The following is a 15,153-nucleotide window of genomic DNA, read 5'->3' as shown; positions in this document are numbered from 1 at the left end:
GGGAAGAACGGGGCGGAGGAGCTCAGCGGTGCTCCTCCGCCTCGTTGGCGAGGGCGTGAGTCAGAGAAACCGTGAGGGAAAGCGCGGCGCCCGAGAGCGCCTGAGGGAACAGCGCGAGCGGGAGCGGTCGCGCGCGAAGCGGAAGCGGACGCTGGGCGTCCTGGGGGCGGTGGTGGCCGTCCTCGCCGGGGCCGTGGGGGTGGGCATGGTCGCGTCCAGGACCGAAGACGACTCGGGCAAGTCGGGCGGCTCCGTGGTGCCACCGCGCGGAGCGGTCGGCAAGGGGCGCCTGGTGATCCCCTCGGGGATGGTGGAGAAGGCGGGGAAGGCCGGGCGGGCGGACAAGGCCGGGAAGCCGGCCCCGGTGACCCTGACGGTGTACGAGGACTTCCGCTGTCCCGGGTGCAAGCAGTTCGAGGACGTCTTCCGCAAGACCGTCCACGAGCTGCAGGACGAGGGCCGGATGAAGGTCGAGTACCACCTGGTGACGATCATCGACGGGAACCTCGGCGGCACCGGTTCGGTCCGCGCGGCGAACGCGGCGGCCTGCGCCCAGGACCAGGGCGCCGGGAAGTTCCGGGCGTACCACGATGTGCTCTACCGCCATCAGCCCGCGGAGACCCGGGACACCTACGCGAAGAACGCCCGGCTGATCAAGCTCGCGGACCAGGTCCCCGGGCTGGTCACCCCCGCTTTCCGCACATGCGTCGAGGAGGGCCGGCACGACGCCTGGGTGCGCAAGTCCAACGATGTCTTCGCGCACTCCGGCTATGCGTCCACGCCGACGGTGCTGCTGGGCGGAAAGTCCGTGTACGGCGACCCCGACAAGCCGCTGAGCCCCAACAAGCTCAAGCGCATGGTCCTCGCGGCGGCCCGGGACTGATCCTTGTTACGCAGCCGTTGCCGGGTGGGTTGCCGTATCTCCCGCCCGGCACGGTAGCGTCGGTCCTGTCATGGACCTCCTCGCTTACATCCCCAGCCCGTCGTCCGGCGTGATCTATCTCGGTCCGGTCCCGCTGCGCGGCTATGCCTTCTGCATCATCATCGGCGTCTTCGTCGCGGTCTGGCTCGGCGGGCGGCGCTGGGTCGCCCGGGGCGGCCGCGTCGGCACCGTCGCCGACATCGCCGTCTGGGCGGTGCCCTTCGGCCTGGTCGGAGGCCGCCTCTACCACGTCATCACCGATTACGAGCTGTACTTCACCGACGGCCGTGACTGGGTGGACGCGTTCAAGATCTGGCAGGGCGGCCTCGGGATCTGGGGGGCCATCGCGCTGGGCGCGCTGGGCGCCTGGATCGGCTGCCGCCGCCGGGGCATCCCGCTCCCGGCCTACGCGGACGCCATCGCGCCCGGCATCGCCTTCGCCCAGGCGATCGGCCGCTGGGGCAACTGGTTCAACCAGGAGCTGTACGGCAAGGAGACCACCCTGCCGTGGGCGCTGAAGATCGACGGCGACGCCGACGCGGGCCGGGTGGCCGGCACGTACCACCCGACCTTCCTGTACGAGTCGCTGTGGTGCATCGGCGTGGCCCTGCTGGTGATCTGGGCGGACCGCCGCTTCAAGCTGGGGCATGGCCGTGCGTTTGCCCTCTACGTCGCGTCGTACACCGTGGGCCGCTTCTGGATCGAGTACCTCCGGGTGGACGACGCCCACCATGTGCTGGGGCTGCGGCTCAACAACTGGACGTCCGTCGTGGTCTTCCTGGCCGCGGTGGCCTATCTGGTGATCTCCGCGAAGAAGTCCCCCGGCCGCGAGGAGGTCGTCGAGCCCGCCGCGGTCGAGGACGGCGCGGACGCGAGCGGCGGCGGACCGGCCCCGGCCACCACCACCGAGGCCGGCGACGGCGCTGCGGCCGGGAGCGGCGGCGCGGACGAAGCCGGTGCGGTGGCCGCCGAGGCGGAGCCCTCCAAGAAACCCTGACGCGCCCCGCGTCGCGTCCAACAGGCCGCCGGATCCCTCGGGGTTCGGCGGCCTCTTTACGTTTTCGCAGGTCAGCGAGGTAAGTTCGGCCTTCCTTGCTGGCGGAGCGGGGGAATTCGTGCGTACCTTCGAAGCGTTGGGGTGAGGCCGCATCGCCACACCCTTCTCGAAGGGAGTACATCTTCATATGTCCGTCATCGACGCCGCCGAGCCGCCGCACATCGCCCACCGCGACAACCACACCCACCGTGATGTGACCGGCGGCTGGCTGCGCCCCGCCGTCTTCGGAGCCATGGACGGACTGGTCTCCAACCTCGCGCTGATGACCGGCGTGGCCGGCGGCGCCGTGGACCGGCAGACCATCGTGATCACCGGCCTGGCGGGCCTCGCGGCCGGTGCCTTCTCCATGGCTGCCGGTGAGTACACCTCCGTCGCTTCCCAGCGCGAGCTGGTCCAGGCCGAGCTGGAGGTGGAGCGGCGCGAGCTGCGCAAGTACCCCGTGGACGAGCTGGAGGAGCTGGCGGCGCTCTACGTGTCGCGCGGTGTGGAGCCGGCGCTGGCCCGTGAGGTGGCCGAGCAGCTCTCCCGCGACCCCGAGCAGGCGCTGGAGATACACGCCCGCGAGGAGCTGGGCGTGGACCCGGACGATCTGCCCTCGCCGCTGGTCGCGGCGGTGTCCTCGTTCGGCTCCTTCGCGCTGGGCGCGCTGCTGCCGGTGCTGCCGTATCTGCTGGGTGCCACGGCGCTGTGGCCGGCCGTGGTGCTGGCGCTGATCGGGCTCTTCGGCTGTGGTGCGGCGGTGGCGCGGGTGACCGCCCGTTCCTGGTGGTACAGCGGTCTGCGACAGCTGGCGCTGGGCGGCGCGGCGGCGGGTGTGACCTATGCCCTGGGCACTTTGTTCGGAACGGCCGTAGGATGACAGGCATACGGTGAGCCGCATAACTACGCCGTTACTCCTCGGTTTCGATCCTTTTACAGGCGGGCATAAGCCGAAAGCGCTTGGGCAGAGTCGCCCGGTCCGCGCTATGGCGACGTTGGTCGCCCAGTCCACTACCGCCTGTATTGCCTGATATCGCCCCACCCTTGGGGTGTCCGCATGATGGAACGGAATTTCCGCTTCCCGAGATTCGCCCCATCATGTAACCTGCACGAAATTCTCGCGGAGGGCCAACGTCGTCCCTCGGCACACGCAAAATGCCATGACGACGACGGGAGAGCCGATGCGTTCCGCATCCCACCCCGCCCGCCAGGGGATGTACGACCCGCGCAATGAGCACGACGCCTGTGGCGTCGGCTTCGTGGCGACCCTCACCGGCGAGGCCAGCCATGAGCTCGTGGAGCAGGCTCTCACCGTGCTGAGGAACCTCGAGCACCGCGGCGCCACCGGTTCCGAGCCCGACTCGGGCGATGGCGCGGGCATCCTCGTCCAGGTTCCGGACGCCTTCCTGCGGGCCAGTGTGACCGGCTTCGAGCTGCCCGAAGCCGGTGCCTACGCGGTGGGCATCGCGTTCCTCCCGGAAAGCGAGACCGAGAGCGCCGCCGCCGCGGAGCACATCGAGCGGCTCGCCGCCGAGGAGGGCCTGACCGTCCTCGGCTGGCGCGAGGTGCCCGTCGCCCCCGAGCTGCTGGGCAACGGGGCCCGCGCCACCATGCCCGCCTTCCGTCAGCTCTTCGTCGCCGACGGCACCAGCACCGGCGTGGCCCTGGACCGCACGGCGTTCGTGCTGCGCAAGCGTGCCGAGCGCGAGGCGGGGGTCTACTTCCCCTCGCTGTCCGCCCGCACCCTGGTCTACAAGGGCATGCTGACCACCGGCCAGCTGGAGCCGTTCTTCCCGGACCTCTCCGACCGCCGCTTCGCCACCGCCGTCGCACTGGTCCACTCCCGGTTCTCCACCAACACCTTCCCGAGCTGGCCGCTGGCCCACCCGTACCGCTTCGTCGCCCACAACGGTGAGATCAACACCGTCCAGGGCAATCGCAACTGGATGCGGGCCCGGGAGTCCCAGCTGGTCAGCGACCTGTTCGGGGAGAAGGGGCTGGAGCGGATCTTCCCCCTCTGCACCCCGGACGCCTCCGACTCGGCGACCTTCGACGAGGTCCTGGAGCTGCTTCACCTCGGCGGCCGCTCGCTGCCGCACTCGGTGCTGATGATGGTCCCCGAGGCGTGGGAGAACCACCCCTCCATGGACCCGGCCCGGCGCGCCTTCTACCAGTACCACTCCACGATGATGGAGCCCTGGGACGGCCCGGCCTGTGTCACCTTCACCGACGGCGTCCAGGTCGGCGCCGTGCTGGACCGCAACGGTCTGCGGCCCGGGCGCTACTGGGTCACCGACGAGGGCCTGGTCGTGCTCTCCTCCGAGGTCGGCGTCCTGGACATCGACCCGGCCAAGGTGGTCCGCAAGGGCCGGCTGCAGCCGGGCCGGATGTTCCTGGTCGACACCGCCGAGCACCGCATCATCGAGGACGACGAGATCAAGGCCGAGCTGGCCGCCGAGCAGCCGTACGGCGAGTGGCTCGAGGCCGGTCTGATCGACCTGGCCGACCTTCCCGAGCGTGAGCACATCGTGCACACCCACGCCTCGGTCACCCGCCGCCAGCAGACCTTCGGCTACACCGAGGAGGAGCTGCGCGTCCTGCTCGCGCCGATGGCCAAGGCCGGCGCCGAGCCGATCGGCTCGATGGGCACCGACTCGCCGATCGCCGCCCTCTCCGAGCGGCCGCGGCTGCTGTTCGACTACTTCACCCAGCTGTTCGCGCAGGTCACCAACCCGCCGCTGGACGCGATCCGCGAGGAGCTGGTCACCTCGCTGATCTCCTCGCTGGGCCCGCAGGGCAACCTGCTGGAGCCGACCGCGGCCTCCTGCCGCAGCGTCACCCTGCCCTTCCCGGTGATCGACAACGATGAGCTGGCCAAGCTCATCCACATCAACGCCGACGGGGACATGCCGGGCCTCAAGGCGGCGAATCTCTCGGGCCTGTACCGGGTCGGTGGCGGCGGTCAGGCGCTCGCCGCCCGGCTGGACGAGATCTGCGCCGAGGCCGACCGCGCCATCGAGGACGGCGCCCGGCTGATCGTGCTCTCCGACCGCCATTCGGACGCCGAGCACGCCCCGATCCCCTCTCTGCTGCTCACCTCCGCGGTCCACCACCACCTCATCGGCACCAAGCAGCGCACCCAGGTGGGGCTGCTGGTCGAGGCGGGCGACGTCCGCGAGGTGCACCATGTCGCGCTGCTGATCGGTTACGGCGCCGCGGCCGTCAACCCGTACCTGGCCATGGAGTCGGTCGAGGACCTGGTCCGGGCAGGGACGTTCCTGCCGGGCGTCGAGGCCGAGACCGCGATCAAGAACCTCATCAAGGCGCTCGGCAAGGGCGTCCTGAAGGTCATGTCCAAGATGGGCATCTCGACCGTGGCGTCCTACCGGGGCGCGCAGGTCTTCGAGGCCGTCGGCCTGGACGAGTCCTTCGTGGACACCTACTTCCACGGCACCGCCACCAAGATCGGCGGCGCGGGCCTGGACGTCGTCGCCAAGGAGGTCGCCGCCCGCCACGCCAAGGCGTACCCCGCCTCCGGCGTTCCCTCCGCCCACCGGACGCTGGAGATCGGCGGCGAGTACCAGTGGCGCCGTGAGGGCGAGCCGCACCTCTTCGACCCCGAGACGATCTTCCGGCTGCAGCACTCCACCCGGTCGCGTCGCTACGACATCTTCAAGAAGTACACCGAGCGGGTGAACGAGCAGTCCGAGCGGCTGATGACGCTGCGCGGTCTGTTCTCCTTCAAGGGGGAGCGCCCCTCGATCCCGATCGACGAGGTCGAGTCCGTCAGCGAGATCGTCAAGCGGTTCTCCACCGGCGCCATGTCGTACGGCTCCATCTCCCAGGAGGCGCACGAGACCCTCGCCATCGCCATGAACCAGCTGGGCGGCAAGTCCAACACCGGTGAGGGCGGCGAGGACTCCGACCGGCTGCACGACCCCGCCCGGCGCTCGTCGATCAAGCAGGTGGCCTCCGGCCGCTTCGGCGTGACCAGCGAATACCTGGTCAATTCCGATGACATCCAGATCAAGATGGCGCAGGGCGCCAAGCCCGGCGAGGGCGGCCAGCTGCCCGGCCACAAGGTCTACCCCTGGGTCGCCAAGACCCGGCACTCCACCCCGGGCGTCGGCCTGATCTCCCCGCCGCCGCACCACGACATCTACTCGATCGAGGATCTCGCCCAGCTGATCCACGACCTGAAGAACGCCAACCCGCAGGCCCGGATCCACGTCAAGCTGGTCTCCGAGGTCGGCGTCGGCACGGTGGCCGCGGGCGTCTCCAAGGCCCACGCCGATGTGGTGCTGATCTCCGGCCACGACGGCGGCACCGGCGCCTCGCCGCTCACCTCGCTCAAGCACGCGGGCGGCCCCTGGGAGCTCGGCCTCGCCGAGACCCAGCAGACGCTGCTGCTCAACGGGTTGCGCGACCGCATCGTGGTGCAGACCGACGGCCAGCTGAAGACCGGCCGTGACGTGGTCATCGCCGCGCTGCTCGGTGCCGAGGAGTTCGGCTTCGCCACCGCGCCGCTGGTGGTCTCCGGCTGTGTGATGATGCGCGTCTGCCATCTGGACACCTGCCCGGTCGGCATCGCCACCCAGAACCCGGTGCTGCGCGAGCGCTACAGCGGCAAGGCCGAGTTCGTGGTGAACTTCTTCGAGTTCATCGCCGAGGAAGTCCGCGAGCTCCTCGCCGAGCTGGGCTTCCGCACCCTGGACGAGGCCATCGGCCACGCCGAGCTGCTGGACACCGCCCGCGCGGTACAGCACTGGAAGGCACAGGGTCTGGACCTCGCCCCGCTGCTGTACGTGCCCGAGCTGCCCGAGGGCGCCGTCCGCCACCAGGCCATCGCGCAGGACCACGGCCTGGCCAAGGCGCTCGACAACCAGCTGATCAAGCTGGCCGCCGACGCGCTGAACGCCGAGAGCGCCGAGGCCGCCCAGCCGGTCCGCGCCCAGGTCGCGATCCGCAACATCAACCGGACCGTCGGCACCATGCTCGGCCATGAGGTGACCCGGACGTTCGGTGGCGCGGGCCTGCCCGACGACACCATCGACATCACCTTCACCGGCTCGGCCGGCCAGTCCTTCGGCGCGTTCGTGCCCAGGGGCGTCACCCTGCGGCTCGAAGGCGACGCCAACGACTACGTGGGCAAGGGCCTCTCCGGCGGCCGGATCATCGTCCGCCCGGACCGGGGCGCGGACCACCTCGCCGAGTACTCCACCATCGCGGGCAACACCCTCGCGTACGGCGCGACCGGCGGCGAGATGTTCCTGCGCGGCCGGGTCGGCGAGCGGTTCTGCGTGCGCAACTCCGGCGCCACGGTCGTCTCCGAGGGCGTGGGCGACCACGGCTGTGAGTACATGACCGGCGGCCATGCGCTCGTCCTCGGGCCCACCGGCCGCAACTTCGCGGCCGGTATGTCCGGCGGCATCGCGTATGTGATCGACCTCGACCCGGACAACGTCAACGTCGATCTGCGGGGCGCCCTCGGCGCGCTGGACGACACCGACAAGCAGTGGCTGCACGACGCGGTGCGCCGCCACCACGAGGAGACCGGCTCCACCGTCGCGGGTGCGCTGCTCGACGACTGGGAGACCGCCCTCACCCGCTTCAGCAAGATCATCCCCGCTACGTACCAGGCCGTGCTCGCCGCCAAGGACGCCGCCGAGCGTGCCGGGCTCTCTGAGTCCGAGACCACCGAGAAGATGATGGAGGCGGCGATCAATGGCTGACCCCAAGGGCTTCCTGACCACTGGCCGCGAGGTCGCCGAGACCCGCCCGGTGGACGAGCGCGTCAAGGACTGGAACGAGGTCTACGTCCCCGGTTCGCTGCTCCCGATCATCAGCAAGCAGGCCGGACGGTGCATGGACTGCGGCATCCCGTTCTGTCACAACGGCTGTCCGCTGGGAAACCTCATCCCCGAGTGGAACGACTACGCCTACCGGCAGGACTGGCGCGAGGCCAGCGAGCGGCTGCACGCGACCAACAACTTCCCGGAGTTCACCGGGCGGCTGTGCCCGGCCCCGTGCGAGTCGGCCTGTGTGCTCGGCATCAATCAGCCCGCGGTGACCATCAAGAACGTCGAGGTCACCATCATCGACAAGGCGTGGGACGCGGGCGATGTCACCCCGCAGCCCCCCGAGCGGCTCAGCGGCAAGACCGTCGCCGTCATCGGCTCGGGCCCCGCGGGCCTGGCCGCCGCCCAGCAGCTCACCCGGGCCGGCCACACGGTCGCCGTCTATGAGCGGGCCGACCGCATCGGCGGGCTGCTGCGCTACGGCATCCCCGAGTTCAAGATGGAGAAGCGGCACATCAACCGCCGTATCGAGCAGATGCGCGCGGAGGGCACCAAGTTCCGCACCGAGACGGAGATCGGCCGCGACATCGACGCCGCCAAGCTGCGCAAGCGGTACGACGCCGTGGTCATCGCGGCCGGCGCCACCACCTCGCGCGACCTGCCGGCCCCCGGCCGGGAGCTGAACGGCATCCACTTCGCGATGGAGTACCTGCCGCTCGCCAACAAGGTGCAGGAGGGCGACCTCACCACCGCCCCCATCACCGCCGAGGGCAAGCACGTCGTGGTCATCGGCGGCGGCGACACCGGCGCGGACTGCGTCGGCACCGCCCACCGCCAGGGCGCCGCCTCCGTCACCCAGCTGGAGATCATGCCCAAGCCCGGCGACGATCGGAACGCCAACCAGCCCTGGCCGACCTTCCCGATGCTCTACAAGGTCACCTCGGCGCACGAGGAGGGCGGTGAGCGGATCTACTCCGTCTCCACCACCCATTTCGAGGGCGACGAGGACGGCAACGTCCAGTGGCTGCACCTGATCGAGGTGGAGTTCAAGGACGGCAAGCTGGAGCAGAAGCCGGGCACCGAGCGGAAGATCCCGGCCCAGCTGGTCACCCTCGCCATGGGCTTCACCGGCACCGACCAGAAGAACGGCCTGGTCGAGCAGTTCGGCCTGGAGCTGGACGAGCGCGGCAACATCGCGCGCGACGCCGACTTCGCCACCAATGTGCCGGGTGTCTTCGTGGCCGGTGACGCGGGCCGCGGGCAGTCGCTGATCGTCTGGGCCATCGCCGAGGGCCGCTCCGCGGCGCGCGGGGTGGACCGCTATCTGGCCGGGGCCAGCGAACTGCCCGCCCCGATCCGCCCCACCGACCGGGCCCTCATGGTCTGACCGGTCCGACCCCTGCCGGTCTTCCCGGCATCCGGTCTCCAGGGACTCCTGGGGCTCCCGGGACTGGACTCCCGGACTCCTGGATCTCCGCCCGTACAACGGCGTACGGACCGGCCGCGGGGGGGGGGGGCCCCCCCCCCCCCCCCGCGGCCGCGCCCCCGGGGGGGGGGGGGGGGGGGGCGCCCCCGGCCCCCCCCCCCCCCCCCCCCCCCCCCCCCCCCCCCCCCGCCCCCCCCCGCCGCGTGGCGTTTGCGGTCGACGTTCGCTCAGCGGCCGACCCCCGGCTCAGCAGTTGACATTGGCTCGGGCGCGCTCCACCATCATTCCACTAACTGATTAGTGAAAGGGTGGTGGACGGATGGTCGAGTACCGCATCGACCGGCGCAGCGGCATCGCCACCTACCTGCAGATCGTCCAGCAGACCAAACAGGCGCTCCGCCTCGGACTGCTGCAGCCCGGGGACCGGCTGCCCACGGCCAAGGAGGTCGTCGCGGCCACCGCCATCAACCCCAACACCGTCCTGAAGGCATACCGCGAGCTGGAGCGCGAGGGCCTGGTCGAACCCCGGCCGGGCCTGGGCACCTTCGTCCGCCGGTCGCTGGCCCGGCCCGGCGCCGCCGCGGACTCACCGCTGCGCGCGGAGCTCGCCGACTGGACCGACCGGGCCCGCGCCGCCGGGCTCGACCGCGAGGACGTGACGGCGTTGGTGGCCTCGGTCCTCGAAGAGCGCTTCGGCGAGACCGCCACCCTCAGCGAGCGTGGCCACGAGGAAGACGGTGAGAACGGGTGACCGACGAGATCGAGGCGGCCGGCGCCCTGGAGGCGTCCGGGCTGGGCAAGAAGTACCGGCGAGGCTGGGCCCTGAGAGATGTCGCCTTCCAACTGCCCGCCGGGCGGATCTGCGCGCTGGTGGGCCCCAACGGCTCCGGCAAGAGCACCCTGCTGTCCCTCGCCGCCGGCCTGCTGACCCCGACCACCGGCACGCTGCGGGTCTTCGGCCAGGTGCCTTCCGCGCCCGCCGCCCGCGAGCGCGTCGCCTTCGTGGCCCAGGACAAGCCGCTCTACCCGCGCTTCTCCGTCGCCGACACCCTGCGCCTGGGCCGGGAGCTCAACCCCCGCTGGGACCAGAAGGCCGCCGAACGGGTGGTGGAGGAGGCCGAGGTGCCGCTGTCCGCCCGCGTCGGCTCGCTCTCCGGCGGCCAGCGCACCTGTGTGGCCCTCGCCCTCGCCCTCGGCAAACGCGCCGATCTGCTCCTCCTGGACGAGCCGATGTCCGATCAGGACCCGCTGCGCCGCCACCGGATGATGGGCGTGCTGATGGCCGAGGCCGCCGAGCGCGGCACCGGCGTGGTCATCTCCACCCATGTGCTCGCCGAACTCGACGGAGTCTGCGACTACCTGCTGCTGATGGGCGGCGGCCGGATCCGCCTGGCGGGCGAGACGGACGCGATCCAGGCCGCCCACCGCGTCGTCACCGGCCCGAGCGAGACCGGCGGCGGAACACCGGCCGCGCTCGCCCGCCACACCGTGGTCGAGACCCGCACGACAGGCCGTCAGCTCACCGCGCTGATACGCCCGGAGGGCACCGCGAGCGGGGACGGCTGGATCGTCACCGAACCCTCCCTCGAAGAGGTCCTGCTCGGCTATCTGCGCACACCCGAGGCCCCGCCGCTGCTCGCGGACGACGCGCGGACACCCGATACGGAGGCGGGGGCATGAGCACGGTCGGCATACGGCTCGGCGCGCCCGGCGCACGGCCCCGCACCCGAGGGCTGGTGTGGCTGGTGGCGCGGCAGCACCGGGCCGCCCTCTGGGCGGGCCTGGTCGTGGTCGCGGCGGTCGCCGCGTACATCGTGTGGCAGCGCGCCGGGATGGTCGGCTATATGCGGGCGCACGACATCCAGGGCTGCGCGGACTGGAAGCGTTTCTGCCACGGCAGGCGCACCCATCTCGGCAGGGGAGCCGACCCCACGATCGACGCGCTCCGCCACCTCACCGACACCTACCGCACGCCGCTGCTCAATACCGGACGGCTGCTCATCGCACTGCCCGCGCTGATCGGCGTCTTCATCGGCGCGCCCCTGTTCGCCCGGGAACTGGAGATGGGCACCCACCAGTTGGTGTGGACCCAGTCCGTCAGCAGGACCCGCTGGCTCATCGCCAAACTCGCCCTGCCCCTGGTCGCCGTCACGGCCGGCACCGCGGTCCTCGCGGCCCTCTACACCTGGTGGTGGCGGGCGGCCCGGACCCAGTTCCAGGACATCGCCTGGGGCACCGCCGTGCCGTTCGACGCGACCGGCCCGGCGGCCGTCGCCCTCGCCCCGCTGTCCTTCCTTCTCGGCGCGGCGGCCGGGCTGCTGCTGCGGCGCACCGGGCCCGCCATGGCGGTCGCCCTGGGGGTCACCGCCGGCGTGCAGTACGGGCTCGGCGCGCTGCGTCCCCGTCTGATGACCCCGCGGACGATCGTCTCCGACGCGAGCGGCGACTTCGTGCACACCCCCCTTGACGTCTTCTTCACCTCCTGGCGCGGTATCGGCGACGGCTATCTGGCCCGCTCCGGGGCGAAGATCCCCTCGGACCGCTGCTCGTCCGCCATCGGTCAGGACGGCTGGAACCGCTGCCTCGCCCGGTTCGGCGCCACCGAGAGGCAGTACGAGGACCTGCACCCGGCGAGCCACTACTGGCCGATGCAGTGGATGCAGGCCGGGATCTGCCTGGCCGCGGCCGTCGCGCTCGCCGCGTTCTGCGTGTGGTGGATCCGGCGGCGGCCCGCGGTGAAGGAGGCGGCGTGAAGACCGGCACCGCCTCGCGCCCGGCCCCGCCGCACACCGGCTCCCCGCCGAGGCCGCGACGCACCGGCTCCCCGCTTAGCCCGCGCGGTCCCCTCTGGCTGGCCTGGCGCCGCCAGCGGACCGTCCTGGTGACGGGCGGAGTGCTGATCCTCGCCCTCGCCGGATATCTCGTGTACCAGCGCACCGGCATGGCCGCCCTGATCCACGACCGGGGCGTCGCCGACTGCCGGCTGTGGCGCGACTGCAATGGGGCGCCCCTGGAGTCCTCGGACAGGCTGTCCGAGGCGTTCGTCCGGCTGGAGACCTACCGCGCGGCGCTGCTCGACACCGCACGGCTGTTGCTCGCGATCCCCGCGGTCATCGGGGCCTTCGTCGGCGCCCCGCTGATCGCGCGCGAATTCGAGAGCGGCACCGCCGCGCTCGTCTGGTCCCAGTCGGTCGGCAGGGTGCGCTGGCTCCTCGCCACGCTCGCCCTCCCCGTCGTCGCCACCCTGGCCGCCACCACCCTGCTGGCCGCGCTGTTCACCTGGTGGTGGTGGCCGGTGCGCGGCACCTTCCCGGACGTCCAATGGGGCGACACCCTCCCCTTCGACGTGATGGGTCCGGCCTTCGTGTCGCTGTCCCTGCTGTCCCTCTTCCTCGGCACGGCCTTCGGCCTGGTGCTCCGGCGGACGCTGCCCGCCATGGCCTGCACCCTCGCCGTCACCGCCGGCGTCGTGTACGGCCTCCAGCAGCTGCGCCCGCATCTGATGCCCCGGTTCACCGTGACAGCGGGCGTCCGCGTTCACGCGGAGGCGCCGTTCGGAGGGTGGTACGTCGGCTCGGGGTATCTCGACGGGACCGGTGCCAGGGTCGATGGGTCGGTCTGCACGGGGCTCGGCGGGTGGCCGGCCATTTTCCGCTGCCTCGACCGCCGCCACCTGGCCGAGGAGTACGAGGACTACCACCCCATCGGCCACTTCTGGCCGATGCAGTGGGTACAGGCCGGGATCTGCCTGGCCGTGGCCGTCGCGCTCGCCGCGTCCTGCGTGTGGTGGATCGGGCGCAGACGGGCCTGACCGGCGCCCCCCTTCCGCGGCCCCGCACCTTTCCGCGGCACGTCACCTTTCCGCGGCTCCTCACCCTTCCGCTCCGATCGGAGTTCCCTTTCCCATGGCCATCTCGCCCGCCCTCGACACCGCCCGGGGCGCCCCACGCGTCCCCCCGGCGCCCCCGGCGCGCCGCCGCCCCGGCCCGGCCGTCGTCGCGCTCGCCCCGGCCGGGCTGGCGCTGGCGCTCGGGCTGTGGGGGATCCGCCGGGAGCACAGCATGTGGCGGGACGAGTCGACGACGTACCAGATCGCGCACCGAAGCGTCGGCGAGATCGGGCACCTCCTCGGCAACGCCGATGTGGCGCACGGCCTCTACTACCTGCTGATGCACGCCGTCTTCGCCCTCTGGGACGGCGGGCTGCTCGCCCTGCGGCTTCCCTCGGTGCTGGCCATGGCCGCCACCGCGGCCGGGGTGGGACTGCTCGGCCACCGGCTCGCCGGACCCCGCGCCGGACTCGTCGCCGGGCTGGTCTTCTCGCTGGCCCCGGCGGTGCAGCGGTACGCACAGGAGGGGCGGTCGTACGCCCTGGTCAGCGCCGTCGTCGTCGCGGCCACCCATCTGCTGCTGAGCGCCGTGGCCAGGCCCCGCAAGCGCACCTGGGCCGGATACGCCGCCGTCGCCTCGCTGGCCTGTCTGCTGCACGAGTTCGCGATCCTGGCCGTCGCCGCGCACGGCGTCGCGCTGTACCGGGCCCGGGTGGGCGCGCGGTCCGGCTGGGCGTGGGGGCAGGCGGCCTCCGTGGTGGCCGTGGTGCTGGCACCGCTGGTGATCGTCAGTCAGCAGCAGGCGGCGCTGGTCGGCTGGATCTCCGCGCCGGGCCCGCCCGAGCTGCTCGGCTTCGGCGCGCTCGCCCTGACCGGCCTCGTCTGCGCCCGGGGACCGCTGCCCGCCCGGGGCCCGGTCCCGCTGGGCGACCTCGCCCTGGCGCTGCTGCTCCTGCCACCGGCCGCGCTGATGGCCGTGTCGTATCTCCATCCGCTCTACGTCGACCGGTATGTGCTCTACGCCCATGTCGGTCTCGCGCTGCTGATCGGCGCCCGGCTGGACGCGCTGTCGCGCACCGTCGCCGCCCCACGCGCGCTGGCCGGGGGACTGGCGGTGGTCGCCGTGGCGGCCCTGTTGCCGTACTCGCTCCAGCTGCGGACCCCGCAGAGCCGGCTCGACGACACCCTCGCGGCCGCGCGCGCCGTACGGGAGCTGGGACGGCCCGGCGACGGGGTGCTCTTCCTGCCCGCCCGGCGCCGGGAGCCGATCATGTCCGGCCCGGAGGACTTCCGGGGCCTGCGGGAGCTGGCGCTGGCCCGGCACGCGATCCCCTCGGGCACACTGCACGGCATCGAACTGCCCGCACCGCGGATCCGGGCCCGGATGCTGACGGCCGGGCGGATCGTCACGGTGAACGACCCGCCCGGCCAGCCGCTGGACGAGACCCCTCGGGAGCGGGTGAAACGCAAGGTGCTCGCGGAACACTTCCACCGATGTGCCGTCAGGGACGTCACCGGGATGCGGATCGTGCTCTACGGGCGCGCGGGGCGCTGCTGAGCGCTGGGGGCTCGTAGGCGGGGTTGAGCGCTCACGCCTCGCGGGGCGTGCTTACGCCTCGTTCTCGACCAGCCGGGCCGGGAAGCCGCCCGTGGCGACCGGGCCCCAGCGCTCGGGGGTGACCCGGATCAGCGACTTGCCCTGCTTGCGCATGGCCTCGCGGTACTCGTCCCAGTCCGGGTGCTCGCCCGCGATATTGCGGTAGTACTCGACCAGCGGCTCGACGGACTCCGGGGTGTCGACCACCTCGGCGGTGCCGTCGATCTGCACCCAGGGGCCGTTCCATTCGTCGGACAGCACGACGAGGCTCACGGCCGGTTCGCGCTTGACGTTGCGCACCTTGGCGCGCTCGGGGTAAGTGGACATGACGATACGGCCGGAGTCGTCGACTCCGCAGGTCAGCGGGGACGCCTGGGGCGAGCCGTCCGCCCGGCGGGTCATCAGCAGCGCACGGTGACGCGGGCGTACGAACTCCAGCAGTTCGTCGAGGCCGACACGGGTGTTGGTGGCGATGGAGGGGCTCATGCAGGCGAGCGTACGACGTCGAGCGCACTCCAAGCCCGCACGGCCACGGACCGGACCGG

General features: G+C 71.9%; 11 protein-coding genes. 10 read left to right on the top strand and 1 reads right to left on the bottom strand.

Translation table 11 applies throughout. From position 1 onward, the window contains the following. Nucleotides 1–55: 55 nt before the first annotated feature. The 10 genes from ACFYOY_RS10420 (at nt 56) to ACFYOY_RS10375 (ending at nt 14,569) form a co-directional block, all read left to right on the top strand. On the top strand, nt 56–883 hold the full coding sequence (locus tag ACFYOY_RS10420; protein WP_351894961.1) for a thioredoxin domain-containing protein: 828 nt from the start codon (nt 56–58) through the stop codon (nt 881–883). A gap of 70 nt (nt 884–953) precedes the next feature. Then, entirely contained in the window at nt 954–1,919 is a 966-nt protein-coding gene (gene lgt / locus ACFYOY_RS10415; protein WP_351894968.1) for a prolipoprotein diacylglyceryl transferase, read from the top strand. Between the two features lie 187 nt (nt 1,920–2,106). Further along, entirely contained in the window at nt 2,107–2,838 is a 732-nt protein-coding gene (locus ACFYOY_RS10410) for a VIT1/CCC1 transporter family protein (protein ID WP_351894974.1), read from the top strand. A 301-nt stretch (nt 2,839–3,139) separates the two neighbouring features. Further along, nucleotides 3,140–7,690, top strand: a complete 4,551-nt coding sequence (gltB, locus tag ACFYOY_RS10405) for a glutamate synthase large subunit (RefSeq protein ID WP_351894981.1) — start codon at nt 3,140–3,142, stop codon at nt 7,688–7,690. Then, nucleotides 7,683–9,143, top strand: coding sequence for a glutamate synthase subunit beta (locus ACFYOY_RS10400; protein ID WP_351894988.1), 1,461 nt, complete (start codon nt 7,683–7,685; stop codon nt 9,141–9,143). The genes gltB and ACFYOY_RS10400 overlap by 8 nt, the downstream gene beginning before the upstream one ends. 358 nt (nt 9,144–9,501) lie before the next feature. Then, complete coding sequence (locus ACFYOY_RS10395; RefSeq protein ID WP_351894994.1) at nt 9,502–9,933, top strand: GntR family transcriptional regulator; 432 nt, start codon at nt 9,502–9,504, stop codon at nt 9,931–9,933. Next, the gene (locus ACFYOY_RS10390; protein ID WP_351895000.1) at nt 9,930–10,862 is read left to right on the top strand and encodes an ABC transporter ATP-binding protein; all 933 of its coding nucleotides are present in this window, start codon (nt 9,930–9,932) and stop codon (nt 10,860–10,862) included. Before ACFYOY_RS10395 ends, ACFYOY_RS10390 begins: the two co-directional genes overlap by 4 nt. After that, nucleotides 10,859–11,935: a translation initiation factor IF-2 gene (locus ACFYOY_RS10385; RefSeq protein ID WP_388586008.1), complete on the top strand. Its 1,077-nt coding sequence runs from the start codon at nt 10,859–10,861 to the stop codon at nt 11,933–11,935. Before ACFYOY_RS10390 ends, ACFYOY_RS10385 begins: the two co-directional genes overlap by 4 nt. Continuing rightward, nucleotides 11,932–12,993 (top strand): transporter, encoded by a 1,062-nt coding sequence (locus tag ACFYOY_RS10380; RefSeq protein ID WP_351895012.1) that lies wholly within the window; start codon nt 11,932–11,934, stop codon nt 12,991–12,993. The genes ACFYOY_RS10385 and ACFYOY_RS10380 overlap by 4 nt, the downstream gene beginning before the upstream one ends. Nucleotides 12,994–13,087: 94 nt before the next feature. Continuing rightward, nucleotides 13,088–14,569, top strand: coding sequence for a glycosyltransferase family 39 protein (locus ACFYOY_RS10375; protein WP_388586005.1), 1,482 nt, complete (start codon nt 13,088–13,090; stop codon nt 14,567–14,569). 51 nt (nt 14,570–14,620) lie between these two features. On the opposite strand, the gene ACFYOY_RS10370 is transcribed toward ACFYOY_RS10375, so the two are convergent. Further along, nucleotides 14,621–15,094, bottom strand: coding sequence for a PPOX class F420-dependent oxidoreductase (locus tag ACFYOY_RS10370; protein WP_078640871.1), 474 nt, complete (start codon nt 15,092–15,094; stop codon nt 14,621–14,623). Nucleotides 15,095–15,153: the final 59 nt, after the last annotated feature.

This window comes from Streptomyces sp. NPDC007875, from assembly GCF_042868035.1.
In the GTDB taxonomy this organism is placed as follows: domain Bacteria; phylum Actinomycetota; class Actinomycetes; order Streptomycetales; family Streptomycetaceae; genus Streptomyces; species Streptomyces antimycoticus.
This window is presented reverse-complemented; position numbering and strand designations above follow the sequence as displayed.